This window comes from Sulfitobacter sp. UBA1132, from assembly GCF_002311545.1.
Taxonomy (GTDB): domain Bacteria; phylum Pseudomonadota; class Alphaproteobacteria; order Rhodobacterales; family Rhodobacteraceae; genus Sulfitobacter; species Sulfitobacter pontiacus.
Genome location: NZ_DCAN01000010.1, coordinates 36,153 through 61,767, shown reverse-complemented (window position 1 = coordinate 61,767; position 25,615 = coordinate 36,153). Strand labels below are relative to the sequence as shown.

Here is a 25,615-nt window from a genome sequence, read left to right as displayed (position 1 = left end):
AAAAAGGGTGGGCCAAACGGTCCACCCTTTGTCGTTTCGATGCAGTCGGCTGCCTTACATGTGGATCGGGCCATCGCCACAGGCCAGCGCCGCTTCGCGGACCGCTTCGGAGTAGGTCGGGTGCGCATGGCAGGTCATCGCCAGATCCTCGGCAGAGGCACCGAATTCCATCGCAACGCAGACCTCGTGAATCAGATCACCGGCACCGGGGCCGATGATATGCGCGCCGAGGATGCGGTCGGTTTCCTTGTCAGCGATCAGCTTGACGAAGCCTTCGCCCGCGAAGACGGCCTTGGCACGGGCGTTGCCCATAAAGCTGAACTTGCCGACCTTATAGGCGCGGCCCGCTTCTTTCAGCTGCTCTTCGGTGGCACCGACATTGGCAACCTCGGGGTGGGTGTAGATCACGCCGGGGATCACGCCATAGTTCACGTGGCCATGTTTGCCCGCCACGACCTCTGCTGCGGCCATGCCTTCGTCTTCGGCCTTATGCGCCAGCATCGGGCCTTCAATGACGTCGCCGATGGCGTAGATGCCTTTGACCGAGGTTTCCCAGGTGTCGCTTACCGCGATCTGGCCGCGTTTGGTCAGCTCGACCCCCAGACCTTCAAGGCCCAGACCGTCGTGGAACGGCTTGCGGCCTGTGGAGACGAGAACAACATCGGCGTCCAGCGTGTGTTCGCTGTCATCCCTGCGCAGCTTGTAGGTCACCTTGGCTTTGGTCTTGGAAGCTTCGGTGCCTTGTACGGCGGCACCCATGACGAAGTTGACGCCCTGCTTTTTCAGGATGCGCATAAAGTTCTTCTGCACTTCGCCGTCCATGCCGGGGGTGATCGCATCGAGATATTCGACAACCGTCACCTCGGCCCCCAGACGCGCGTAGACAGAGCCGAGTTCGAGCCCGATGACGCCCGCGCCGATCACGACCAGCTTTTTCGGGATCTTGTTCAGCGCCAACGCGCCGGTGGAGGTGACGACGACCTTTTCGTCAACCTCGACACCGGGAAGGGCAGAGGGTTCGGAGCCCGTGGCGATGATGATGTTCTTGGCCTCGTGCACCTCGTCGCCGACCTTGACCTTGCCGGCTTCGGGGATGGTGGCCCAGCCCTTGATCCAGTCGATCTTGTTCTTCTTGAACAGGAACTCGATCCCCTTGGTGTTGGTGTCGATCGTGTTCTGTTTGTAGGTTTGCATCTGCGCCCAATCGACCGAAGGGCTTTTACCCTTGAGGCCCATATCGGCAAAGTTGTGTTCGGCTTCGTGCAGCATATGCGTGGCATGCAGCAGCGCCTTGGACGGGATACAGCCGACGTTCAGGCAGGTGCCGCCCAACGTCTCGCGGCCCTCGACACAGGCGGTTTTGAGGCCCAGTTGGGCGCAGCGGATGGCGGATACATAGCCGCCGGGGCCGGAGCCGATGATGATGACATCGTAGCTGGACATGGAAGGTCTCCTTGGTGGTCGGGAATTGGGGTAGAGTAGAAGAGGTGGCGTTCAGGCATGCAGGGGCGGGGCGTGTTGCGGTCAAGGCTAGGGGGCGCTGCCCCCGTGCGCAAGCGCACGCCCCCGGGATCTATGCCATTTGGAAGATCAAAACAGCGCGGCCAGCAGCATCAGCACCGTCGCGCTCAGGCCCACGGCCCAGATCAGCGAGCGTCCGGGACGCAGGCCAAGCGCATAGGCTGGCACATAGGCGACGCGGGCCGCGAGGAAGATCCATGCGAGAATGGCGGTGTAGGTTGTATTCTGACCGGACATTTGCAGCACCACGACGGCGACGGCGAAAAGCGCCAGCGCTTCGAACATATTGTTGAACGCGCGGCCCAGACGGGCGGTCCTGTCAGAGAGCGATTTCGACGGCTCTCGGTCGCGCGCGGACATGGTGTAGCCGGGGCCGACCTCGCGGTTGGCAGGGATCGCATAGGCCACAAAGGTCACGACCTGAAGCAGCGCTGCGAGGGTCAGAACGGTGAGTTCGGGTGTCATCTTGGCGGTCCGCTATAGCGCGAGGAAATAGAGAATGGCGGTGGCGGCAAAGCCCGCCAGCCATGCGAGGGTCCGGATCGCAGGGACGCCAAGCGCATAGACCGGCAGATAGATGATCCGCGCGATGAGGAAGACCTGCGCGGCCAGCAGGGACGTGGCATTGGTGCGGTCCAGCATTTCGAGGATCAGCACCGCCGGGGCAAAGAGCGCCATTGCCACGATGGAGTTGTCCAATGCGCGTTTCAGCCGGGCCGTCATGCCGGTCATCGACCGGTCCTCGTCGCGCGACGAGAGCAGATAGCCCAGGCTGAGTTGTTGCGCACCGCCCAGAACCTGAAGCAAGATTGTCAGCATAACGAGCAGGCCATAGGCGGCGAGTATCGTGGTCTCTGTCATCATTTGTCCTTTCTGGGCGGTGGGTGTGGTGGGTTACAGGTCCATCAGCAGGCGGCGTGGGTCTTCGAGCGCTTCTTTCACGCGGACGAGGAAGGTCACGGCACCTTTGCCGTCCACGATGCGGTGGTCATAGCTGAGCGCCAGATACATCATTGGACGGATCACGACCTGACCATTGATCGCCATGGGGCGGTCCTGGATCTTGTGCATCCCGAGGATACCCGATTGTGGTGGGTTCAGGATCGGCGAGGACATCAGCGAGCCATAGACACCACCGTTAGAGATAGTGAACGTGCCGCCCTGCATTTCCGCCATGGACAGTTTGCCGTCGCGGGCCTTGGCCCCCAGTTCACCGATTTCCTTTTCGATGTCGGCAAAGGACATCGCTTGCGCGTCCTTGACCACGGGCACGACCAGACCGGTGGGTGTGCCGGCCGCGATGCCCATGTTGACGTAGTTCTTGTAGACCACATCGGTGCCGTCGATTTCGGCATTCACTTCGGGCACTTCGTTCAGGGCGTGGATACAGGCCTTGGTGAAGAAGGACATGAAGCCGAGTTTGACGCCGTGCTTTTTCAGGAACAGGTCTTTGTATTCGTTCCGCAGGGCCATGATCTCTGTCATGTCGACCTCGTTATAGGTCGTCAGCATGGCAGCGGTGTTCTGGCTGTCTTTCAGACGTTTCGCGATGGTCTGGCGCAGACGGGTCATCTTGACGCGTTCCTCGCGGGCGGCGTCCTGGGGGGCCGATGGGGCGCGTGGCGCGGCGGCGGCAGGTTTTGCCGCGTTCTTGCCAGCGGCAACGGCCTTGGCCACGTCTTCCTTCATCACACGTCCGTCACGGCCTGTGCCGGTGACCTGATCGCGGCTGATGCCGGCTTCGGCCATGGCTTTCTTGGCGGAAGGCGCGTCTTCGACATCGCCCGAGGGCGCGTTGCCGGGGGCAGGGACCTGACCGCCCGCTTTGGGTTCAGCGGTATCATCGGCGGGTTTGCTTGCGCTGCCGCCTTCGCCCTGGCTGATCACGGCGAGCTTGCCGTTGGCCTCAACCGTGCTGCCTTCTTCGGCGATGATCTGGGTCAGCGTGCCCGATGTCGGCGCGGGCACTTCGACGCTGACCTTGTCGGTTTCCAGCTCGCAGAGCATTTCATCGGCTTCGACGTGGTCACCGACGGTCTTGAACCACGTGCTGACGGTCGCCTCGGACACGGATTCGCCCAAGGTGGGGACCATGACATCGACATCATCCGCAGCGTCGCGGGGTTTCACGTCTTCGGCACCGGCATCGACCGCTTTGGGGGCTTCGGATTTCGCTGGGGCCGCATCCCCTTCGGAGATATTGGCCAGCAGCGCGTCAACGCCGACGGTTTCGCCTTCGGCGGCGACGATGTCGGCCAGAGTGCCCGCCACGGGGGAGGGCACTTCGACGGTGACCTTATCGGTTTCCAGCTCGCAGAGCATTTCGTCGACTGCGACGCTATCGCCGGGCTTTTTGAACCATGTTGCCACGGTCGCTTCGGTTACGGATTCACCCAAGGTAGGGACGCGTACTTCGCTTGTCATGGTTATTTTCCTTCGATGGTCAGCGCTTCGTCAACGAGGGCTGCTTGTTGTGCTTTGTGTTGGGAGGCAAGGCCGGTCGCAGGCGAGGCCGAGGTGGCGCGACCGACATAGGTCGGACGGGTGTGGGTGGCGTCGATACGGCCCAGAACCCATTCGATATTGGGTTCGATGAAGGACCATGCCCCTTGGTTCTTGGGCTCTTCCTGACACCATACCATTTCCGCATTCTTGAAGCGTTCCAGCTCTTTCACAGCGGATTGCGCGGGGAACGGGTAGAATTGTTCGAAACGCAGCAGGTAGATGTCGTCGATGCCACGGGCGTCGCGTTCTTCCAGCAGGTCGTAATAGACCTTGCCCGAACACATGACGACGCGCTTGATCTTGTCGTCCGCCGCCAATGTGGTGTCCGAGTTGCCCTGTTCCGCATCGTCCCAGAGGACGCGGTGGAAGGAGGAGCCGGTGGTGAATTCCTCGGCCTTGCTGACGGCCAGCTTGTGGCGCAGCAGGGATTTCGGCGTCATCAGCATCAGCGGCTTGCGGTAGCTGCGGTGCAGCTGGCGGCGCAGCAGGTGGAAGTAGTTCGCGGGCGTGGTGCAGTTCGCCACGATCCAGTTGTCACCGCCGCACATGGTCAGGAAGCGTTCCAGACGCGCGGAGGAGTGTTCGGGCCCTTGCCCTTCATAGCCATGGGGCATCAGGCAGACGAGGCCGGACATGCGCAGCCATTTGCTTTCGCCCGAGGAAATGAACTGGTCGAACATGATCTGTGCGCCGTTGGCAAAATCGCCGAACTGCGCTTCCCATAGGGTCAGCGCGTTGGGTTCCGCCAGCGAGTAGCCGTATTCAAAGCCCAGAACCGCGTATTCCGACAGCATGGAGTCGATGACTTCGTATTCTGCCTGACCTTCGCGGATGTGGTTCAGCGGGTAGTAGCGGTCTTCGTTTTCCTGATTGATCAGGGCGGAGTGACGCTGCGAGAAGGTGCCGCGGGCGGAGTCCTGACCGGACAGGCGGACCTTGTACCCTTCGGTCAAGAGCGAGCCAAAGGCCAGCGCCTCGGCTGTGGCCCAGTCGAAGCCTTCGCCGGATTTGAACATCTCGGCCTTGGCGTCGAGCAGGCGCGCCACGGTTTTATGCAGCGGAAAGCCGTCGGGTGCGGCGGTCAGCGCCTTGCCCACATCCGCCATGGTTTCGGCGGCGATGGCTGTCTTGCCACGCTGGTATTTCTTTTCCTTGGCCTTATCGAGGTGCGACCACTTGCCATCCAGCCAATCGGCCTTGTTGGGGCGGTATTCTTTGCCGGCCTCGAATTCACTGTTCATCTTCTCCTGGAAAGCGGCTTTCATATCCTCGATCTCGCCCTCGGGGATCAGGCCGTCTTTCACCAGACGCTCGGTATAGAGCGTCAGCGTGGTCTTTTGCTTTTTGATCTTTTTGTACATCACCGGGTTGGTGAACATCGGCTCGTCGCCTTCGTTGTGACCAAAGCGGCGGTAGCAGATCAGGTCGATGACCACGTCTTTCTTGAACTTCTGACGGAATTCGGTCGCCACGCGGGCCGCGTGCACGACCGCTTCGGGGTCGTCGCCGTTGACGTGGAAGATCGGAGCCTCGACGACCAGCGCGTTATCGGTCGGATAGGGGCTGGAGCGGCTGAAGTGCGGCGCTGTGGTGAAACCGATCTGGTTGTTCACCACGATATGCATGGTCCCGCCGGTACGGTGCCCGCGCAGGCCCGAGAGGGCGAAACATTCGGCCACGACACCCTGACCGGCGAAAGCCGCATCCCCGTGCAGCAGGATCGGCATCACGGAGGTGCGTTCCTTGTCGTTCAGCTGGTCCTGCTTGGCGCGGACCTTGCCCAGAACAACGGGGTTCACCGCTTCGAGGTGGGACGGGTTGGCGGTCAGCGACAGGTGGACGGTGTTGCCGTCGAATTCACGGTCAGAGGACGCGCCGAGGTGGTATTTCACATCGCCGGAGCCGTCGACATCATCGGGTTTAAAGCTGCCGCCCTGAAACTCGTTGAAGATCGCGCGGTAGGGTTTCTGCATGACGTTTGCCAGCACCGACAGACGGCCACGGTGCGGCATGCCGATCACGATGTCCTGAATGCCTAGCTGACCGCCGCGCTTGATGATCTGTTCCATCGCGGGGATCAGGCTTTCGCCCCCATCAAGGCCGAACCGCTTGGTGCCCATGTATTTGACGTGCAGGAATTTCTCGAAGCCTTCTGCTTCTACCAACTTGTTCAGAATGGCTTTGCGGCCATTGCGGGTGAACTGGATTTCCTTACCGTAGCCCTCGATCCGCTCTTTCAGCCACGCGGCCTGTTCGGGATCAGAGATGTGCATATATTGCAGCGCGAAGGTGCCGCAGTAGGTGCTTTTGACGATATCGACGATCTGTTTCATCGTCGCGATCTCGAGGCCAAGCACGTTGTCGATAAAGATCGGGCGATCCATGTCCTTGGGCCCGAACCCATAGGCGGCCGGGTCCAGTTCAGGTTGGGTGTCGCTGTCGCGCATGCCAAGCGGGTCAAGATCGGCGGCAAGGTGGCCACGGATACGGTAGGCGCGGATCAGCATCAACGCGCGGATACTGTCGAGCACGGCACGTTGTACTTGCGCGTCAGACAGTTCGATCCCCTTGGAGGAGGCTTTTTCGGTAATCTTCTGACCGGCGGCTTTCGCTTCGGTCGGGACGGGCCACTGGCCGGTCAATGCAGAGGTCAGATCGTCCTGCGGGACGGGGGGCCAATCGCTGCGCGCCCAGGACGGGCCTGCGGCCTCTGCCTGAACGTCGGCGTGGTCATCGTCCATCGCTTCGAAGAACGCCTGCCATGCGCCATCAACCGCATTGGGATCGCTGGCATAGCGGGCATACATTGCCTCTAGGTATTCGCCGTTCTGTCCCTCGAGAAAGGAGGTATCGTGGAACTGGTCGTTTTTGGGTTGGTCTGTCATGGCGATACCTCTGATGAGAGCGCGACGTTTAAGTAAGAGCGGCGGGGCCTGAAAAGTCAGGTCCCGCCATCTGGCGTTAGCCTTTGTTGATAGCTTCTTGAACAGCTTCACCCAGCGTTGCGGGGCTATCCGCAACAACGATGCCTGCTTCTTTCATAGCTGCGATCTTGGATTCCGCGTCACCTTTGCCGCCTGCGACGATCGCACCGGCGTGGCCCATACGACGGCCGGGAGGGGCTGTGCGGCCCGCGATGAAACCGGCTGTGGGCTTCCAACGGCCTTTTTTCTTCTCGTCGGCCAGGAATTGTGCCGCTTCTTCTTCGGCAGAACCGCCGATTTCACCAATCATGATGATCGACTGTGTTTCTGGATCGGCCAGGAACATCTCGAGGATATCGATATGCTCGGACCCTTTGATGGGGTCGCCGCCGATACCAACCGCAGAGGACTGGCCGAGGCCAAGATCGGATGTCTGTTTCACAGCTTCGTACGTAAGCGTACCCGAGCGCGAGACAACCCCGCAGGTGCCGCGCTTGTGGATGTGGCCGGGCATGATGCCGATTTTGCAGGCGTCAGGCGTGATCACGCCGGGGCAGTTTGGCCCGATCAGGCGGGATTTGGACCCTCCGAGCGCGCGCTTGACGCGCATCATGTCCAGAACCGGGATGCCTTCGGTGATGCAGATGATCAGCTCCATCTCGGCGTCGATCGCCTCGAGGATGGAATCCGCGGCGAAGGGGGGCGGCACGTAGATGACCGTGGCGTTGGCTTCGGTGACGTGACGGGCTTCGTGGACAGAGTTGAACACGGGCAGGTCAAGGTGCGTCTGGCCGCCTTTGCCGGGGGTCACACCGCCGACCATTTTGGTGCCATAGGCGATGGCCTGTTCGGTGTGGAACGTGCCCTGCGAGCCGGTGAGGCCCTGGCAGATCACTTTGGTGTTTTCGTTTACGAGTACGGCCATGTTATGTGCTTTCTTCTCAAGTTCAATTCAGGTGGCGCCGGTCTCAGGGCGCGGTGGAAGGTGCCGCCGCCGCAAGGCGCGGCAGTCGGTATGTCAGATAGATTGCAACAGCGAACATCAGCGGGATGCCCAGTTCGCCGACTTCCTCGATGACGTAGGCCAGATCGATCTGATCCTGGCCTAGCGTGATGCCAAAGGGTTCCAGCTTGCGCGCCAGCCCGTCGGTCAGCTTGTAGACGACGATGAACAGCAGCCCGATCAACACAGCAAGCTGCGGTGCCGCGCCTTTAGCGACCCCACGGATGAAGCCCCATGTCTCGCGGCGCAACAGGATCAGACCGGTTGCGATGATCGCCAGCAGGATGACGCCGGCAACGCCCTTTTCCATCAGGCTGACGCCATCGCTGGAAAATTGCCGCGCTTTCAGCAGGCCTTCGGTGAACGGCTTTTTATCAAGGTCCAGTTCGCGGGCCGCGAACAGGGCCATGAACACCGCAAAGTACCACCGACGCGCCGCCGAAGCCGCGGGCCACAGCACGAACATCAGCAAGATGCATAGGCCATAGCCAACGACCGACAGCGTCTCGAACGGGCCGCCTTCGGCCAGCAGGGACTCCTGCATCGGCATGGGCAGCTGTGCGACGACAGCCATCATTGCGAAGACCAGAACGGTCATCCCAAAGACGATGGCCTTGCCACCGGTGACGGTGTTTTGCGCGGACGCAGTCATTGGCTTGCCTCGTTCAGCGGGATCAGGCGTTCGACGCGGACAAAGGTTTCAACCCCCTGCGCCCCGTCGCGTACCCCCGATTGTACCACAGCCATGCGGTTGGGGTTCAGCATGACGGCGGCGCGATAGGTGGCCCCAGTCGTGATGGGAAACCCCGCGGGGACATCTACCAGATCGGTCAGGTTTTCCTGTGCCAATCCGGTGGCGATCCCCTGTTGCGCAACCCGCGGCGCCGCCCCGTCAAAGGACACTTCGCAGCGGCGGTCTGTGCCCGCCGTTGCTGCCGCGCCCGTCACCGGAGACTGTGGTGCCGAGGTAAAGGGACGCAGATCATAGAAATCGACCCGTGCCCCTATGCTGCCAAGCTGTGCCTGCGCTGTCCGTGCGGTCAGACGCGGGCTGAAACAATGGTCTGCAAAGGCCTGGGCGATGTCCGTCGCGCGCGTTGTCTGTGCCATAGCGTTACTGGCCGCCCCGAAAGGGACAGCCAGCGCGGCAATGGAAAAACAAAAGGCGAGACGATGCATCATCCAAGCTTTCCAGCCAGTTTTAGCCTTTGACCGCTTTCACGATCTTTTGCGCGCCATCTTTCAGGTCGTCCGCAGCGATCACGTCCAGGCCGGAGTTGTTGATGATGGCTTTGCCCTCTTCAACGTTTGTGCCTTCCAGACGGACGACCAGCGGAACCTGCAGGCCGACTTCCTTCACGGCTGCAACCACGCCTTCGGCGATGACGTCACAGCGCATGATGCCGCCGAAGATGTTGACCAGAATACCTTTGACCTGCGGGTCGGAGGTGATGATCTTGAACGCTTCGGTCACTTTCTCTTTGGTGGCACCTCCACCAACATCAAGGAAGTTCGCAGGCTCGGCACCGTAAAGCTTGATGATGTCCATTGTGGCCATCGCCAGACCGGCACCGTTCACCATGCAGCCGATTTCACCGTCCAGAGCGATGTAGTTCAGGTCGTACTTGGACGCCTCGAGCTCTTTGGGGTCTTCTTCGGTGGTGTCGCGCAGATCGGCAATATCGCCGTGGCGGTACATTGCGTTGCCGTCAAAGCTGACTTTGGCGTCCAGCACTTTGAGGTCGCCGCTGTCGGTGACGATCAGCGGGTTGATTTCCAGCATTTCCATGTCTTTTTCGACGAAGGCTTTGAACAGCTGGCCCATCAGGGTCACACATTGTTTGACCTGCTTGCCTTCCAGCCCCAGGGCGAAAGCAACGCGGCGGCCGTGGTAGGGCTGGAAGCCCGCGGCGGGGTCAACAGAGAAGCTGATGATTTTCTCGGGGGTGGACTCGGCTACTTCTTCGATGTCCATGCCGCCCTCGGTGGAGCAGACGAACCCGATGCGCGAGGTCTGGCGATCCACCAGCAGCGCGAGGTACAATTCGGTTTCGATGCCCGAACCGTCTTCGATGTAGATCCGGTTGACCTGTTTGCCCGCGGGGCCGGTCTGGTGCGTGACCAGGGTGCGGCCCAGCATTTTCTTGGCTTCCTCCGCGGCTTCTTCAACCGATTTGGTCAGGCGTACACCGCCTTTGTCGCCAGCGTCGGCTTCTTTGAAAGACCCCTTGCCGCGGCCACCTGCGTGGATCTGTGCCTTGACGACCCAAAGAGGTCCGTCCATCTCGCCTGCGGCTGTTTTCGCTTCTTCAGCTTTCAGCACGACCCGGCCGTCGGATACTGGCGCGCCGTAGCTACGCAAAAGGGCTTTTGCCTGATATTCGTGGATGTTCATAAAAAACGGTCCCGTCTTTGTTCCAGTCTAATCGCGGTATACGATTGAGTCTTGATACTCGGTAAACAGTTTTTCGGAGAAATACAGGGTTTTCCAGATAAAAGCGACATTTGTGATCACACGAATTTCGCGTGTGATCACAAAATAGCGCTAACGGTGGAAAATCTGCGGAATGTTGCCGACGCAGCGGCTGTCGCGCTCGGAAACCCCACGTTTTAAGGGCCGAACGCGACATATAGTTGTTTGTTTTGCGACCGGTCGGCCGTCGTCAAGGGGGCGTCTTACTTGGGAATCAGTGCCCAGTAATCGAGATCGAGCAGGACATCGGGCAGGTATTTGCCGTCTTCACCCTTCAGCTTGAACGGCTCTCCGCCTTTGGTGGCAACCAAGCGCAAGCGCAATGCGCCGACGCCGGGTTTGTCGGTATCGGCTTTGTCCAAAACCTCGGTCCAGGCGCGGATTGTGTCGCCGGACAGGCAGGGGTTCGCATGCGCCCCGCCGTTCAGCCCCACGATCATCTGCGCATTGGCCAGCCCGTTGAACGACAGCGCCCGCGCCATAGAGATCACGTGACCGCCATAGATCAGCCGCGACCCATCGGGGCGGGCGGAGGTGTCAAAGTGCACCTTTGCCGTGTTCTGCCACAGGCGGGTGGCCATCATATGCTCCGCCTCTTCGACGGTGACGCCATCCACGTGGTCGATCATCTCGCCCACGGTATAATCGGCCCAGCGATGCGCCTCGCCCGCGAGGGTAAAGTCGTAATTGCTGAAGTCGAGCGTTTCGGGGATCGTCAGATCGTCAACCGTCAACGCCTTGGGCAGATCGGGCACGACCGTTTCGGGGGCGGGGGCATCGACATCACGTTTGCGCACCATTACCCAGCGGACATACTCCAGAACTTTCCTGTCGTTCTGGTTAAAGCCGGTGGTGCGTACATAGACGACCCCGGTTTTCCCGTTCGAGTTCTGCTTGAGCCCGATCACCTCGGATTCAGATCGCAGCGTATCGCCAGGCCAGACCGGCGCCAGCCAGCGCCCCTGCGCATAGCCAAGATTGGCGACCGCGTTCAGCGATACATCCGGCACGGTTTTCCCGAACACGATGTGAAAGGTGATCATATCGTCCAACGGGCTGGCAGGCAGGCCGCAGCTTTGGGCAAACTGGTCAGAGGAATAAAGCGCGTGACGTGCGGGATACAGCGCGTGGTACAGCGCGCGTTCACCATCCTTGACCGTGCGGGGCACCGCATGATGCAACGTCTCGCCTACTTTATAGTCCTCGAAGAAACGGCCCTTGTTGGTCTTTGCCTGTGCCATCAATGCGCCCCCAGTTTGGTGTCGGGCGTATAGGTGCCTTCGACTTCCTTGGTCACGGCCTGACCGCAACGCATGACATTTGCCTTGGCATCCCATGTCTGCGTGGGCGTGCCGTAAAGCTCCCACCCCTTGTTCAGCGCGTCGGTGACCTTGTGGCAAAAGGCGGAAGTGTCCTCTTCGGACAGGAAACGATAGAGCTTCATGGGGGTTCTTTCAGTAACTCAGGAAAAGGGAGAGACGCCAAGCAGGGTATGGATCGCGGTCACAACGACCAGCATCACCAGCGTGATCACCGCAAGGCGGATATAGGTGGCCTTGCCCGCGGGGGCAGGGGGGGTCCAGTTGGGTTCGGCGCGGTTGATCAGGATCACGGAACCGACCGCCCAAGCCAGCATAGAGCCAAACAGCAGGATAGAGGCGAGATCCCCGTTCACCAGCAAATGCGCGACTGCCCAGATTTTCACAGCCATCAGCTGCGGGTGGCGGGTTTTATAGGCAGGCCAGGCCTTGGCCCCTTTGGCCGCACTGGACCCGTAGACCCAGAATGCCAGCACCATCAGCAAGTTGTTCAGATGCGTCAGGAAGGGCGGGGGAGTCCAGACGGGGATAAACTCGGCCCCGCGGTATCCGATGATGATCATGACCAGCGCCGCTACGATGGCGACGGCGATGATGCCTTTGCCCCGTCGGCCCATAGCTGCGCGCTGGTCCGGCATGAAGCGACGGAAATAATGGGCACCGACCCATAAGATCAGACCAAGGATCAAAAGTGCCATCATCAGGTTTACTCCGTTTGCAGGGCCGCGATTGCGTCCAGCTTTGCCAATGTTTCGCGTGCGGTGGCGACATGCAGGTTTTCAACGATGCGCCCGTCCACAACGGCCACACCCTGACCTGTCGCCTGCATTTCGTCAAACGCCTCGATCTGGCGGCGCGCCAGATCGGCTTCGGCCTCGGAGGGGGAGAATGCCTCGTTCGCGACGTCCAGCTGCGCGGGGTGGATCAAGGTTTTGCCGTCAAAGCCCATGTCGCGGCCCTGATCACATTCAACGCGGTGGCCTTCGTCATCCTTGAACGCATTGTAAACGCCATCGACAATCGCGATGCCGTTGGCCTTGGCTGCCAGTACGCATAGGCCAAGCCCGGTCATCAGGGGCAGGCGGTCGGCGCGCACGCGGGTTTGCAGGTCTTTATTCAGGTCGTTGGTGCCCATCACCATACATTGCAGCTTGGGATGCGCGCCAATCGCGGCGGCATTCAGCATCGCACCGGGGGTTTCCATCATCGCCCAAAGCGGGATGTCGCCGGTGATTTCGGCGAGTGCGTCCAGATCGGCGGGGCTGCCGACTTTGGGCAACAAAATGGCGTCGCAGTCCATTTTTGCCGCGGCGCGGGCATCGTCGGCACCCCATTCGGTGTCCAGCCCGTTGATGCGGATCACCTTATACCGGCTCCCATAGCCGCCATCTTTCAGCGCCTTGGCGAGTGTTTCACGTGCAGCAGTTTTCTCTTCGGGGATTACTGCGTCTTCAAGATCAAAGATAATCGCATCGGCTGGCAGCCCGCGGGCTTTATCTAACGCGCGGTCCTTGGAGCCGGGGATATATAGAACGGAACGCAGGGGGCGGGTGATTTTCGACATTTGCGACTCTCCAAGAAATAATGTTGCGTGCAGGTCTGCATTTTTAGACGAAAACTTCAAGCGCAATCGCGCCGCAGCGCAGCGTCAGATAATTTGCGGCTTTAACGCGGCCTTCAGGTTTTGCTGCCAGAAGGAAAGGCGTCTTGGTGCGTGTGTAAGTGTAAGAGGTGTAGAATGGTAAAACTGCTTAACCTGATCGGGCTGGCAACTGCCGCGGCGGCGGTGGTGGCGCTGACGCAGGATGTCGCGGCGGGGACGCGAACCGCAGGTTGTGACGGATGCCACAAGATTTCCGCAAAAATTTCGCACCCGCCGCAGGATCAACAAACTAAGGCGGTGGGCCCCATTTGATATGTCATAGATTATAAAAGCGGCGAAAAAAGACGCGGATCGCCGGAACGCAATCGCCACATCATCGTTGATATCACAACCGAGTGATTATCACCCGGAACTTCTAAAGGAGTATCAACAATGAAACGTATTCTTGGCACAACCGCAATCATCCTGAGCTTGACTGGTCCCGCATTTGCAGATGCACATGCAGCTGGTTTTGGTACCGTGACAGCGCAAGAAACTGACTTCTTCGCGTCCGACCTGATCGGCATGCGTATCTACAATTCCGAGACAGAAGTTGAAGCAAACTCCACCATCGCCGCTGACGGCGAAAAGGAATGGGACGACATCGGCGAAATCAACGACGTCCTGCTGGATTCCGAAGGCAACGTTAAGGCCGTTATTCTCGGCATTGGCGGCTTCCTCGGCATGGGTGAGCGCGACGTGAGCGTGAACATGGACGAGATTCGCATCGTGACCGAAGAAGGTGACAGCGACGACCGTTTCCTCGTGGTGAACACAAGCAAAGAGATGCTTGAAAAAGCCCCAGCGTTCGAACGTATGGACGACGAAGCTGACATGGAAACCGAAGCAAACATGGACGCCGACGCCGACATGAAGGCTGACACAGACATGGCAGCGACCGACATGAACGCCGAAGCCGAGGTCGACACAGAGACCGAGATGGAAGCGGATGCCGAAGCACTGGCAAACGAAGCTGAAATGGAAGCCGAAGAAGCAGCCGCTGAAACAGAGCAGGCCGTTGATGAAGCGACCACCGAAATGGCCGACGGGGCAAACGAACTTGAACAAGACATGGAACGCCCCATGCTGACAGCCCCAGCGGTTGAGCGTGAAGGCTATACCAACGCCACAGTCGAAGACCGGAACGCGCTGACCGCAGAAGACCTTGAAGGGTCCTATGTTTACGGTGCCAACGACGAGACCGTCGGTGAAATCGGTGCCCTCGTTATGGGTGACAACGGCGAAGTTGGCCAAGTTGTGATCAACGTCGGTGGTTTCTTGGGCATTGGCGAAAAGCCCGTTGCTGTCACCTGGGACGAACTGCAGATCATGAAGAACGCTGAAGGCGACGACTTCCGCATCTACATCGACAGCAGCAAAGAAGCGCTGAAAGCACAGCCCGAATACCAAGGCTAAGCTTCACGCTCAGTCAAATTCGGCAATAGCTTGCTGAAAAGCTGACCAAGACGGGATCGTTTCGAAAGGAACGGTCCCGTTTTTTATGGCTCTGCGCGATGTGACGTGATGCCGGACCAAGCGCAACTTGCACGGTGCGCTTCATTTCGGTATCCCGAAGCGAAATGTAACCCTGTCGGAGTATACCACATGGCCAGACCCAAGATCGCGCTTATCGGCGCAGGGCAAATCGGGGGCACGCTTGCCCATCTCGCAGCAATCAAGGAACTGGGCGACGTTGTCCTGTTCGACATCGCCGAAGGTATCCCGCAGGGTAAGGCCCTCGATATCGCAGAATCGGGCCCATCCGCCAAATTCGACGCGACCATGACCGGCGCGAACGACTACTCTGAAATCGCTGGCGCAGACGTATGCATCGTGACTGCCGGTGTTGCGCGTAAGCCCGGCATGAGCCGTGATGACCTGCTGGGAATCAACCTGAAGGTTATGAAATCGGTTGGCGAAGGCATTGCTGCCCACGCGCCAGACGCATTCGTTATCTGCATCACCAACCCGCTGGACGCGATGGTTTGGGCGCTGCGCGAATTCTCCGGTCTGCCTCACCACAAGGTTTGCGGTATGGCCGGTGTGCTTGATTCGGCACGCTTCCGTCACTTCCTCGCGACTGAATTTAACGTCTCCATGAAAGACGTCACTGCCTTCGTTCTGGGCGGCCACGGCGATACAATGGTGCCCCTGACGCGATATTCCACCGTTGCGGGTATCCCATTGCCTGATCTGGTGAAAATGGGCTGGACCACACAGGAAAAGCTGGACGCGATCGTTCAGCGGACCCGTGATGGCGGTGCTGAAATCGTTGGCCTGCTGAAAACCGGTTCGGCGTTCTATGCGCCTGCGACATCGGCAATCGAAATGGCCGAAGCCTATCTGAAGGACCAAAAACGCGTTCTGCCATGCGCCGCCTATGTTGACGGTGCCTATGGTCTGGACGGCTTCTACGTCGGCGTGCCCACCGTGATCGGTGCTGGTGGCGTCGAACGTGTGGTCGAGATCGCGATGAACAAAGACGAACAGTCCATGTTCGACAACTCTGTGAATGCCGTCAAAGGCTTGGTCGATGCGTGCAAAGGCATCGATGAATCGCTGAAGTAATACCCCTAAGGTGCAGCGGGCGGACGTGGTCGAGATCACGGTAAACCCCGCCCGCTGCACCTGCACTTGCTATTGGACGATCCCGCGGGATGATGCCAAAGCCGCTTGCTCCCCCCGCTCAGATCAGTCTCCGCAGGTAGCCAAATCTGCCGCGTTGCAAGTTGAAGACATGCGCATCATGCGGCGCGCAAACGGACGCTAGGGGCTGAGTCTTCGCCCAAACGGTCGCCGAAAAACCCGATGAATTTGGTTGGCTTTAGTGCTTGTGATCACAGCTGGAAAATTAGTGATCACAAATTTCGGAAATGTCCGGCGCTAACCGAAGGGTTTGGGCAACTGCGCCAATAAACCGCTTCAAATTCACGCCTCTGGACGTGACAGTCCCAAAAATACCGTTATCTATGACCGCAACCTGACGAGAAAAGGAATCCATCATGGCAGATGTGAACCGGGGCAATCGCCCGCTGTCACCCCACCTGACGATCTATCGCCCGCAACTGACCTCCATGACGTCGATCCTGACGCGGATCACCGGCAACGCGATGCTGGTCGCCGCGCTGCTGATCGTCTGGTGGTTCCTCGCGGCGGCAACGTCGGCGGAGTATTTCGATATCGCGAACGGTTTCATCACCAGCTGGTTCGGTGATCTGGTCATGTTCCTGTCGCTGCTGGGGCTGTGGTATCACACGCTGGCCGGTATCCGGCACCTGATCTGGGACAACGGCTATGCGCTGGATATCCCGACGGCTGAAAAGCTGGGCTGGGCCGCGCTGATCGGTTCAGTCGTTTTGACCATCATCACCGCGCTGATCATCTGAGGGATAGACACATGGCTTATTTGACAGACCGCAAACGCGCTATGGGCATGGGCTCGGCCAAATCGGGCACCGCACATTTCTGGGCGATGAAAGTCAGCTCTGTTGCGCTGCTGATCCTGATCCCGCTTTTCGTCTTTACCTTCGGGTCCGCCCTTGGGGGCACCTACGAAGAGATCATCGCCTACTACAGCAGGCCTTTCCCCGCGATCGTCGCCGCCCTGACGCTGATCGTTGGCTTCAAACATTTTAACGACGGTGTCCAAGTGCTGATCGAGGATTACGTCCACGGGCTGTCGCAGAAAGTTGCGATCATCCTGATGACCTGCCTCAGCTATGGTGCGGCCGCGGTTGGCGTTTTCGCCATCGCCCGCATCGCGCTTTAACACACGCCTACGCTATACCGGAGACCGAGACATGGCTGCATATGAATATGAAACGCATGAATATGATGTCGTTGTCGTGGGGGCTGGCGGCGCTGGCCTGCGTGCGACACTTGGCATGGCAGAGCAAGGGCTGAAAACAGCCTGCGTGACCAAAGTTTTCCCGACCCGTTCGCACACGGTTGCGGCGCAGGGCGGTATCGCGGCGTCGCTGTCCAATATGGGCCCCGATAACTGGCAGTGGCATATGTATGACACGGTCAAGGGCTCTGACTGGCTGGGTGACACAGACGCGATGGAATACCTCGCACGCGAAGCCCCAAAAGCGGTGTACGAGCTTGAACACTACGGTGTGCCTTTCTCGCGGACCGAAGCGGGCAAGATCTACCAGCGTCCCTTCGGCGGCCACACTACCGAATTCGGCGAAGGCCCCCCCGTGCAGCGGACCTGTGCCGCAGCCGACCGGACCGGCCACGCGATCCTGCACACGCTTTACGGTCAGTCGCTGAAGCATAACGCGGAATTCTACATCGAGTATTTCGCCATTGATCTGATCATGTCGGATGATGGCGTTTGCCAAGGCGTGCTGTGCTGGAAGCTGGACGACGGCACCATGCACCTGTTCAGCGCCAAGATGGTTGTTCTGGCGACAGGTGGCTATGGCCGTGCCTATTTCTCGGCGACATCGGCGCATACCTGCACCGGCGACGGCGGCGGTATGGCGGCGCGTGCGGGCCTGCCCTTGCAGGATATGGAATTCGTGCAATTCCACCCCACCGGCATCTATGGCGCGGGCTGTCTGATCACCGAAGGCGCGCGTGGCGAAGGCGGGTATCTGACCAACTCCGAAGGCGAACGCTTTATGGAGCGGTATGCCCCCACCTACAAAGACCTTGCCAGCCGCGACGTTGTCTCGCGCTGTATGACGATGGAAATCCGTGAAGGCCGCGGTGTGGGCGAGAACAAAGACCACATCCACCTGCACCTGAACCACCTGCCCAAGGAAACGCTTGATCTGCGTCTGCCCGGTATCTCTGAATCCGCGCGCATCTTTGCAGGGGTGGACCTGACCAAGGAGCCGATCCCGGTTCTGCCGACGGTACACTACAACATGGGCGGTATCCCCACCAACTATTGGGGCGAAGTGCTGGCACCGACCGAAGACGCGCCGGACCGCGTGGCACCTGGCCTGATGGCCGTGGGCGAAGCGGGCTGTGCCTCGGTACACGGGGCGAACCGCTTGGGCTCGAACTCTCTGATTGACCTTGTGGTCTTTGGCCGTGCCGCCGCGATCCGCGCGAAAGAGGTCGTCGACGCAGAGGCCCCCGTGCCAACGCCGAACCAGAAATCGGTCGATGCCGCCTTTGAACGCTTCGACAGCCTGCGCTATGCCAAGGGCCAGATCCCGACCGCCGAGCTGCGCCTTGAGATGCAGAAAACCATGCAGGCCGATGCTGCGGTTTTCCGTACCGACAAGACGCTGAACGAAGGCAAGGTCAAGATGGACGAGGTCGCCGGCAAGATCGCTGATCTGCACGTGACCGACACATCGCTGGTCTGGAACTCTGACCTGATGGAAACGCTTGAGCTGACCAACCTGATGCCGAACGCCGTGGCCACCATCACCGCCGCTGCCGCCCGCAAGGAAAGCCGCGGGGCGCATGCCCACGAAGATTACCCTGATCGCGATGACGAGAACTGGCGCAAGCACAGCCTCGCGTATTTCGACGGGAACGCGGCAACGCTCAGCTACCGTGGTGTGCACCTTGATCCGCTGACCGAGGAATCCGAAGGCGGGATCGACATGAAAAAGATCGCACCCAAAGCACGGGTGTATTGATCTGAAACCCTGCCTCCGCTTTTGGGGGCAGGGGACCAAACCGGGGGCCATGCCCTCGTCCTGCAGGCGGAGGGCAGGCGACATGAAACAGTTTATCGCTATGACCATGATTTTGGCCGCGTCCGCTTGTGCGCAAGCAACGCAGCAGGTCGACAGCATCGCCCGCGAAGGCACCAAGGGGGTCATCACCGAAACCCTTGCCACGCGCTTTCCACAGGTGCCCAAGCAGCTGATCACGCCCTTCACCGATTGTATCGTCGACAATGCCGATGCGGCTCAGGTGCGCGTTTTCGCCAAATCCGCCGTGATCGGCGTGGATGACACCACCGTCGCCACCGTGCGCGCGGTACTGTCGCGCCCCGAAACCGTGCAATGCCTGTCGCGTTCCGCTGGCAGCGTCCCGGGATTGCTGGGCTAATGGGTCACCCGAACGTCACGCCGGATACGCAGGGCAAGGATGTAGGCCATATGGCCGATCTGCGCGCGCAATTCCGTGACGGGGACACCAGCGAACGCACCCGCATCAAGTCGCAGCTTGGCCCCACAGAGGTGGAGTTCGCTGACATTCGCATGGTGGTGGACCCGCGCGATAACTACACCGAAACCTGCCTTTGGCTGAACGAATACCCGCCCGAGATCAAATCGCTGGTGGCTTTGGTCGAACTGGTGGAAGACCGCAACATGCTGGTCTTTGACATCGGTGCCAACTGCGGGGCCTATTCGATCCCGCTGGCGATGGCCGCGGGCGACGGGTCGCGCGTTGTGGCATTCGAACCCAACCCGCTGATGATTGGCCGGCTTGGCATGAACATCGCGCTGAATAATCTGACCGACCGTGTCCGTATCGAAGGCTGCGCGCTGTCCGACCGCGAGGGCGAGGCGATGCTGAACTTCCGCGGGCACAATTACGGTCAGGCATCGCTGCTCCCGATCGAGGGCAAGCAACAGAACGGCGGCGTGCTGGTGCCCACACGGCCCCTGTCCGCCTTTACACACGCCGCACGGCACCATGACGGCACGATCCTAAAGATCGATGTCGAAGGGGCCGAGGAGGTCGTGCTGAACCCCATCCTCGCGCAGGGCAAATCCGGCGGCTGGCTGCCGGATGCGATCTTGATAGAGGTCCGCCATGCGGATCAGTGGGACGGCGACCTTTGTGCAGAGATACTGGCCGCCGGGTACCGTCAAACCCTGCGCGCCGAGGGAAATGCGCTTTACATCCGAAAGACGTAAGCGCCAGAATTGAAACGAACTGGGCAACTGCCCGACAGACCAGGAGAAGCGATATGGTTCAACTCACGCTCCCCAAGAACTCCCGGATGACGACCGGAAAAACATGGCCCAAACCCGAAGGTGCCAAGAACCTGCGGCAGTTTCAGGTCTATCGCTGGAATCCGGACGACGGCAAGAACCCGGCCATCGACACGTATTTCGTCGATATGGACACCTGCGGCCCGATGATTCTGGACGCGCTGATCAAGATCAAGAACGAGATCGACCCGACCCTGACCTTCCGCCGGTCCTGCCGCGAAGGCATCTGCGGATCCTGCGCGATGAACATCGACGGGATCAACACGCTGGCCTGTACCTATGGCGTGGACGAGGTGAAAGGCGCGGTGAAGATCTACCCGTTGCCACACATGCCCGTGGTCAAGGATCTGATCCCCGATCTTACGCATTTCTACGCGCAGCACGCCTCCATCCAGCCGTGGCTTGAAACCAAAACGGCAGAGCCCGCGAAAGAATGGAAACAGTCGATCGACGACCGTGCCAAGCTTGACGGGCTTTATGAGTGCATCATGTGCGCCTGCTGCTCGACATCCTGCCCCAGCTACTGGTGGAACGGCGACCGCTACCTCGGGCCAGCCGCGCTGCTGCATGCCTACCGCTGGATCATCGACAGCCGCGATGAAGCCACAGGCGAACGTCTGGACGATCTGGAAGACCCGTTCAAACTGTACCGCTGCCACACCATCATGAACTGCGCCAAGACCTGCCCCAAGGGCCTGAACCCTGCCGCAGCCATCGCCAATATCAAGAAGATGATGGTCGAACGCACCGTTTGATCCCATCGCAACCTGCGCCTCCCGCTGCCCATTGGCGCGGGGGGCGTGACAAGTGCCCCCTATGATCCTGATTGCCTTTGCCATCGCTTTTGCGATCGTCGCCTATGTTGCCTACCGTGATAAAGCGGTGCGTGGATGCCGCTGGCGCAAGGACAGTAACCGCGACAAAGGCAGCCTGCAGTTCTACCATTGTGTCGCCTGCGGAGCAGAGGCCTATACCGCCACCCAATCGGCCCCCCGCGATTGCAAGGCAAATGTCGGCGGCCGGCCTCTCTGACGCCGTGCGCGATGGCCTCAGGATCGGACCCAACCGTCAGGAGTTTCCGCTATGACACCGCCCCATGATGCCGACGCCCGCCGCGCTGTTGCGCCCGTGATCTGCTATCCCGTCGAGACGCTGCCCGTGCCTGACATGGCGCTTTACGGACGCGCGCGCGAAGCGCTGACCAAAGTGGACGAGGTCACCGTCGCCCCTCGTGACGCAAGCTGCTTTACCGTGCCGGCGGGGCATTTCTTTCGGATTACCTCGGTCGAGGGGCCACAGGTCGGTGACCTGAACCTCTGGTCGCAAAATGATCTGTCCGAACGGTTCTACTCCGGCAAAACCCGCGCGCTGCATGGCACGCATATCACCACCGGACAGCGCATGTGGAGCAGCTTTCCCACGCTGCGCCCTATGGCGACGCTGACCCATGATACGCTCGACTGGTACGGCATGGATGCCTTCGGGGGCTCGGTGCATGATGTGATCGGCACGCGCTGCGATCCCTATACCAACCAGCTGTTGTCGGGCGGGCAATACCACCATTGCTGCCACTCCAACCTGATCCGGGCCTTGGCGGATCATCAGGGCATCACGCGCGCCGAGGCAGAGCCTTTCGTGCATGACGTGCTGAACGTCTTTATGTGCACCGGCTTTACCCGCGACACCGGCCAGTATTTCATGAAGGCCAGCCCCGTGCGCCCCGGCGACTACCTTGAGTTTTTCGCCGAGATCGATCTGCTCGGCGCGCTCAGCGCCTGTCCGGGAGGGGATTGCTCCGCCAAACATTCCTCGGACGTTGCCGCCTGCTATCCGCTGCTGGTAGAGGTGTTCGCCCCCGCCAAAGGCGCGCTTGAGCGGTGGCAAAGCCCGTCCCCCAACGGCTACGACCGCAGCCACGGGGGCTAAGGGATCGGGATAGCGCCCGGCCGTGCTTCCAAATGGGTATAAATCCCCCGCGGAGCGTCCGCCGGGGGATCATCGTGCATCAATTATTGGGGAAAGCCGCCTTTAGCGCGATTTCGACCATATCGCCAAAGGATTTCTCGCGCTCTTCCGCGGGCAGCGCTTCGCCGGTTTGCAGGTGGTCGCTGACCGTCAGCACCGCCAGTGCACGGCGTTTGTGGCGCGCGGCGAGGGTATAAAGCTCTGCCGCTTCCATCTCGACACCCAGAATTCCGTGGCGGGTCATCTGCTCGTCCAGATCGGGGCGTTCGGCATAAAAGACATCCGAGGAATAGATCCCGCCGACATGGGTTTTCGTGCCTTTCGCCTCTGCCGCGTCCACGGCAGCACGCAGCAGGGACCAATCGGCGCAGGGGGCGTAATTCATCTCGCGGAAGATACCGGAAGAAGGCGAGGTAATTGTCGTGGCGGTCATGGCAATAATGACATCGCGAATACCAACCTGCGGCTGCATCCCGCCACAAGATCCAATCCGAATAAGGGTTTGCGCGTTGTATTCGGAAATCAATTCATTGGCATAAATCGACAGCGAGGGCATCCCCATGCCAGAGCCTTGAATAGTGACGCGGTTACCATTCCATGTGCCGGTGAAACCCAGCATGCCACGTACTTCATTTACAAGTTTTGCATCTTTAAGGAATGTTTCCGCAGCCCATTTCGCGCGATACGGGTCGCCGGGCATAAGGACTGTTTCGGCAATATCGCCGGGTTTTGCGCCAATATGGATTGTCATAGGATGCTCTTTATATTTCCAAAGCCAAAGGGATGCGCCGAGGGGACGCAATAACCGCACGCTGTGCGCATGTCAGGCTGATTTACAGTTCCAACGTTTCCGGATCGGTGCCGCTGGCGATCAGGTCGCGGAACCAGTTGGGCTGGCGGCCCTTGCCGGTCCATGTCTGGCTGGGGTCTTCGGGGTTGGCGTATTTCGCGGCAGCTTTCGCGGCTTTGCCCTTTTTCGCACCGCCGGATACTTCATCCAGCGAGAACCCGTATTCGGCGGCTGCTTTTTCAGCGGCTTTGCGGGCTTCTACGCGGTCGCGTTCATATGCGTTCTTAATCGCCATCTTCACGTCTTCCAAATGCTGTTCCAGCTGTTTGTGGGACATTGTGCTTAGATCAATACTCATTCTCGCTCATTCCTTTGTCGAAAAGCCAATTAATGCTTTACGCCAAAAGAATGAACAAACAAAGAGTTTTTGAATTGGCCGCTTTTTATTCGGCGGCCACAGTTTCGGGATCGGCGAGTGTGACGATGTCTGCCATAATTGTATTCAATTCAAAGTCTTTTGGCGTGTAAACACGAGCGACTCCCATAGCGCGCAATCTTTTGGCGTCTTCTTCTGGAATAATACCACCCACGATTACGGGAATGTGGTCCAATCCGGCGGCGCGCATTTGTTTCATTAAATCCTCGACCAATGGAATATGCGATCCCGAAAGAATCGAAAGCCCGACAACGTGATGTTCTCCTTCGGCGGCGGCGGAAACAATTTCCGACGGCGTCAGGCGAATACCCTCATAGGCAATTTCCATACCGCAATCGCGGGCGCGGACGGCGATCTGTTCGGCACCGTTCGAATGCCCATCGAGCCCCGGTTTCCCGACAAGGAAGCTCAGCCGGCGGCCCAGACGAGTGCTGACGGCATCCACGGCGTCGCGTAGGTCGTCCAGCCCCTCGGTCTTGTTTGACCGGCCCGAAGCAACGCCTGTTGGCCCACGGTATTCGCCATGCACGCTGCGCATCTGTTCGGCCCATTCGCCGGTGGTAACCCCGGCCTTGGCCGCGGCGATAGAGGGCTCCATTACATTGCGCCCTTCGGCAGCGGCGGCGCGCAGATCGGCCAGCGCCTTGTCCACGGCGGCCTGGTCGCGGCTGTCGCGCCATGCGTTCAGACGGTTGATCTGGTCGGCCTCGACCGCGGGGTCCACGACCATGATGCCGCCATCGCCCGTCATCAGGGGCGAGGGTTCGCCCTGTTGCCATTTATTCACGCCGACGACGATGGTCTCGCCGGCCTCGATCCGGCCCAGACGGTCCGCGTTGCTTTCGACCAGACGGGACTTCATGTAATCAATCGCCGAAATCGCGCCGCCCATATCATCAAGGTTCGCCAGTTCAGCCCGTGCGCCCTCTTTCAGCGCTTCGACCTTGCGGTCCACGGCGGGGTTGCCATCGAACAGGTCGTCAAACTCCAGCAGGTCGGTCTCGTAGGCCATGATCTGCTGCATCCGCATCGACCATTGCTGGTCCCACGGGCGCGGCAGGCCAAGCGCTTCGTTCCACGCGGGCAGCTGCACGGCGCGGGCGCGGGCGTTCTTTGACAGGGTCACCGCAAGCATCTCGATCAGGATGCGGTAGACGTTATTTTCGGGCTGCTGTTCGGTCAGCCCGAGGGAGTTCACCTGCACCCCATAGCGGAAGCGGCGGTATTTCGGGTCTTCAACGCCATAGCGGTCGCGGCAGATTTCGTCCCAAAGGTCGCCAAAGGCGCGCATCTTGCACATCTCGGTGACAAAGCGGATGCCCGCGTTCACAAAGAAAGAGATCCGCCCCACCAGCATGGGGAAGTCCTCTTCGGGGACGCGGGGGCGCAGGGCGTCCAATACGGCGGTGGCGGTGGCAAGGGCAAAGGCCAGCTCTTGCTCGGGCGTGGCACCGGCCTCTTGCAGGTGGTAGGAACAGACGTTCATAGGGTTCCACTTGGGCACGTTGGTATAGCAATACTCGGCCACATCCGCGATCATCTTGAGAGACGGGGCAGGCGGGCAGATATAGGTGCCACGCGAAAGGTATTCCTTGATCAGGTCGTTCTGCACGGTGCCTTGGAGCTTGGACACATCCGCGCCCTGTTCCTCGGCCACAGCAATATACAGCGCCAGCAGCCACGGCGCGGTGGCGTTGATCGTCATCGAAGTGTTCATCTGCTCAAGCGGGATATCCTTGAACAGGCTGCGCATATCGCCCAAATGCGCCACGGGCACGCCCACTTTGCCGACTTCGCCGCGCGACAGGATGTGATCACTGTCATATCCGGTCTGGGTGGGCAGGTCGAAGGCGACCGACAGGCCGGTCTGCCCTTTCAAAAGGTTCGCGCGATACAGCGCATTGGATGCCTCGGCGGTGGAGTGTCCGGCGTAGGTGCGGATCAGCCAGGGGCGGTCTTTTTGCGGTTGCGACATGGGGCGGCCTTTCGTGAATCGAATGGGTAATATTCTTGCGCTGGTCGATTGATACGTGAAATAATCAGGCTCTGTCAATTCGCTGCATTGCGGCATGGGCGAAAGCCGCTGCGTTACGGTCGCGCGTGCCTTGTCTAGGGGGGCC

At 59.9% G+C, this 25,615-nt stretch carries 27 protein-coding genes; 11 read left to right on the top strand and 16 right to left on the bottom strand.

From position 1 onward, the window contains the following. Positions 1-54: 54 nt before the first annotated feature. The 13 genes from lpdA to B4F27_RS06930 form a co-directional block, all read right to left on the bottom strand. Positions 55-1,443 carry a dihydrolipoyl dehydrogenase gene (lpdA, locus tag B4F27_RS06990; RefSeq protein WP_286759253.1) on the bottom strand — a complete coding sequence of 463 codons (1,389 nt, stop codon included), beginning with the start codon at positions 1,441-1,443 and terminating at the stop codon, positions 55-57. A gap of 147 nt (positions 1,444-1,590) precedes the next feature. Beyond that, on the bottom strand, positions 1,591-1,986 hold the full coding sequence (locus B4F27_RS06985) for an MAPEG family protein (protein WP_180828696.1): 396 nt from the start codon (positions 1,984-1,986) through the stop codon (positions 1,591-1,593). A gap of 12 nt (positions 1,987-1,998) precedes the next feature. Then, complete coding sequence (locus B4F27_RS06980; RefSeq protein WP_005851501.1) at positions 1,999-2,385, bottom strand: MAPEG family protein; 387 nt, start codon at positions 2,383-2,385, stop codon at positions 1,999-2,001. A gap of 30 nt (positions 2,386-2,415) precedes the next feature. Continuing rightward, positions 2,416-3,945 (bottom strand): 2-oxoglutarate dehydrogenase complex dihydrolipoyllysine-residue succinyltransferase, encoded by a 1,530-nt coding sequence (gene odhB, locus B4F27_RS06975; RefSeq protein ID WP_005851503.1) that lies wholly within the window; start codon positions 3,943-3,945, stop codon positions 2,416-2,418. Between the two features lie 2 nt (positions 3,946-3,947). Beyond that, positions 3,948-6,911, bottom strand: a complete 2,964-nt coding sequence (locus B4F27_RS06970) for a 2-oxoglutarate dehydrogenase E1 component (RefSeq protein ID WP_286759252.1) — start codon at positions 6,909-6,911, stop codon at positions 3,948-3,950. 76 nt (positions 6,912-6,987) lie between these two features. Next, positions 6,988-7,875 (bottom strand): succinate--CoA ligase subunit alpha, encoded by an 888-nt coding sequence (sucD, locus tag B4F27_RS06965; RefSeq protein ID WP_286759251.1) that lies wholly within the window; start codon positions 7,873-7,875, stop codon positions 6,988-6,990. A 43-nt stretch (positions 7,876-7,918) separates the two neighbouring features. Further along, positions 7,919-8,605: a hypothetical protein gene (locus tag B4F27_RS06960; RefSeq protein ID WP_286759250.1), complete on the bottom strand. Its 687-nt coding sequence runs from the start codon at positions 8,603-8,605 to the stop codon at positions 7,919-7,921. Next, a complete protein-coding gene (locus B4F27_RS06955; protein WP_286759249.1) occupies positions 8,602-9,063 on the bottom strand; it encodes a succinyl-CoA synthetase subunit beta in 462 nt (153 codons plus the stop codon). Before B4F27_RS06955 ends, B4F27_RS06960 begins: the two co-directional genes overlap by 4 nt. Before the next feature lie 91 nt (positions 9,064-9,154). After that, entirely contained in the window at positions 9,155-10,348 is a 1,194-nt protein-coding gene (gene sucC, locus B4F27_RS06950) for an ADP-forming succinate--CoA ligase subunit beta (protein ID WP_005851509.1), read from the bottom strand. Between the two features lie 281 nt (positions 10,349-10,629). Then, positions 10,630-11,667 (bottom strand): MaoC family dehydratase, encoded by a 1,038-nt coding sequence (locus tag B4F27_RS06945; RefSeq protein ID WP_286759248.1) that lies wholly within the window; start codon positions 11,665-11,667, stop codon positions 10,630-10,632. Further along, on the bottom strand, positions 11,667-11,870 hold the full coding sequence (locus tag B4F27_RS06940; protein ID WP_009826044.1) for a DUF1737 domain-containing protein: 204 nt from the start codon (positions 11,868-11,870) through the stop codon (positions 11,667-11,669). The genes B4F27_RS06945 and B4F27_RS06940 overlap by 1 nt, the downstream gene beginning before the upstream one ends. A gap of 18 nt (positions 11,871-11,888) precedes the next feature. Then, entirely contained in the window at positions 11,889-12,446 is a 558-nt protein-coding gene (locus B4F27_RS06935) for an NnrU family protein (protein ID WP_009826045.1), read from the bottom strand. A gap of 5 nt (positions 12,447-12,451) precedes the next feature. Then, positions 12,452-13,309, bottom strand: a complete 858-nt coding sequence (locus tag B4F27_RS06930) for an HpcH/HpaI aldolase/citrate lyase family protein (protein ID WP_286759247.1) — start codon at positions 13,307-13,309, stop codon at positions 12,452-12,454. Between the two features lie 174 nt (positions 13,310-13,483). Here B4F27_RS06930 and B4F27_RS06925 point away from each other — a divergent pair, with 174 nt between their 5' ends. The 11 genes from B4F27_RS06925 to B4F27_RS06875 all read left to right on the top strand — a co-directional run bounded on the left by B4F27_RS06925 (position 13,484) and on the right by B4F27_RS06875 (position 22,230). Beyond that, positions 13,484-13,660, top strand: coding sequence for a hypothetical protein (locus tag B4F27_RS06925; RefSeq protein ID WP_286759246.1), 177 nt, complete (start codon positions 13,484-13,486; stop codon positions 13,658-13,660). Positions 13,661-13,780: 120 nt separating this feature from the next. After that, entirely contained in the window at positions 13,781-14,803 is a 1,023-nt protein-coding gene (locus tag B4F27_RS06920; RefSeq protein ID WP_074635932.1) for a PRC-barrel domain-containing protein, read from the top strand. A 189-nt stretch (positions 14,804-14,992) separates the two neighbouring features. After that, on the top strand, positions 14,993-15,955 hold the full coding sequence (gene mdh, locus B4F27_RS06915; protein ID WP_009826049.1) for a malate dehydrogenase: 963 nt from the start codon (positions 14,993-14,995) through the stop codon (positions 15,953-15,955). Positions 15,956-16,389: 434 nt separating this feature from the next. Beyond that, the gene (gene sdhC / locus B4F27_RS06910) at positions 16,390-16,773 is read left to right on the top strand and encodes a succinate dehydrogenase, cytochrome b556 subunit (protein ID WP_005851524.1); all 384 of its coding nucleotides are present in this window, start codon (positions 16,390-16,392) and stop codon (positions 16,771-16,773) included. 11 nt (positions 16,774-16,784) lie between these two features. Further along, positions 16,785-17,156 (top strand): succinate dehydrogenase, hydrophobic membrane anchor protein, encoded by a 372-nt coding sequence (gene sdhD, locus B4F27_RS06905; RefSeq protein ID WP_037964988.1) that lies wholly within the window; start codon positions 16,785-16,787, stop codon positions 17,154-17,156. A gap of 31 nt (positions 17,157-17,187) precedes the next feature. Next, positions 17,188-18,993, top strand: a complete 1,806-nt coding sequence (sdhA, locus tag B4F27_RS06900) for a succinate dehydrogenase flavoprotein subunit (protein WP_005851527.1) — start codon at positions 17,188-17,190, stop codon at positions 18,991-18,993. A gap of 82 nt (positions 18,994-19,075) precedes the next feature. Next, positions 19,076-19,411: a hypothetical protein gene (locus tag B4F27_RS06895; RefSeq protein WP_005851528.1), complete on the top strand. Its 336-nt coding sequence runs from the start codon at positions 19,076-19,078 to the stop codon at positions 19,409-19,411. Continuing rightward, positions 19,411-20,226, top strand: a complete 816-nt coding sequence (locus B4F27_RS06890; RefSeq protein WP_286759245.1) for an FkbM family methyltransferase — start codon at positions 19,411-19,413, stop codon at positions 20,224-20,226. The genes B4F27_RS06895 and B4F27_RS06890 overlap by 1 nt, the downstream gene beginning before the upstream one ends. Positions 20,227-20,279: 53 nt before the next feature. Next, positions 20,280-21,059 carry a succinate dehydrogenase iron-sulfur subunit gene (locus tag B4F27_RS06885; protein ID WP_005851531.1) on the top strand — a complete coding sequence of 260 codons (780 nt, stop codon included), beginning with the start codon at positions 20,280-20,282 and terminating at the stop codon, positions 21,057-21,059. 61 nt (positions 21,060-21,120) lie between these two features. Continuing rightward, the gene (locus tag B4F27_RS06880) at positions 21,121-21,336 is read left to right on the top strand and encodes a hypothetical protein (protein ID WP_286759244.1); all 216 of its coding nucleotides are present in this window, start codon (positions 21,121-21,123) and stop codon (positions 21,334-21,336) included. 51 nt (positions 21,337-21,387) lie between these two features. Further along, the gene (locus tag B4F27_RS06875; RefSeq protein ID WP_286759243.1) at positions 21,388-22,230 is read left to right on the top strand and encodes an urea carboxylase-associated family protein; all 843 of its coding nucleotides are present in this window, start codon (positions 21,388-21,390) and stop codon (positions 22,228-22,230) included. A gap of 79 nt (positions 22,231-22,309) precedes the next feature. Here B4F27_RS06875 and deoD read toward each other — a convergent pair whose 3' ends face one another. From deoD to B4F27_RS06860, 3 genes are all read right to left on the bottom strand, one after another. Continuing rightward, a complete protein-coding gene (gene deoD / locus B4F27_RS06870; RefSeq protein WP_064216141.1) occupies positions 22,310-23,020 on the bottom strand; it encodes a purine-nucleoside phosphorylase in 711 nt (236 codons plus the stop codon). An 82-nt stretch (positions 23,021-23,102) separates the two neighbouring features. Beyond that, complete coding sequence (locus tag B4F27_RS06865; RefSeq protein ID WP_005851537.1) at positions 23,103-23,417, bottom strand: H-NS family nucleoid-associated regulatory protein; 315 nt, start codon at positions 23,415-23,417, stop codon at positions 23,103-23,105. A gap of 85 nt (positions 23,418-23,502) precedes the next feature. Then, on the bottom strand, positions 23,503-25,494 hold the full coding sequence (locus B4F27_RS06860; RefSeq protein ID WP_386170688.1) for a methylmalonyl-CoA mutase family protein: 1,992 nt from the start codon (positions 25,492-25,494) through the stop codon (positions 23,503-23,505). Positions 25,495-25,615 lie beyond the last annotated feature (121 nt).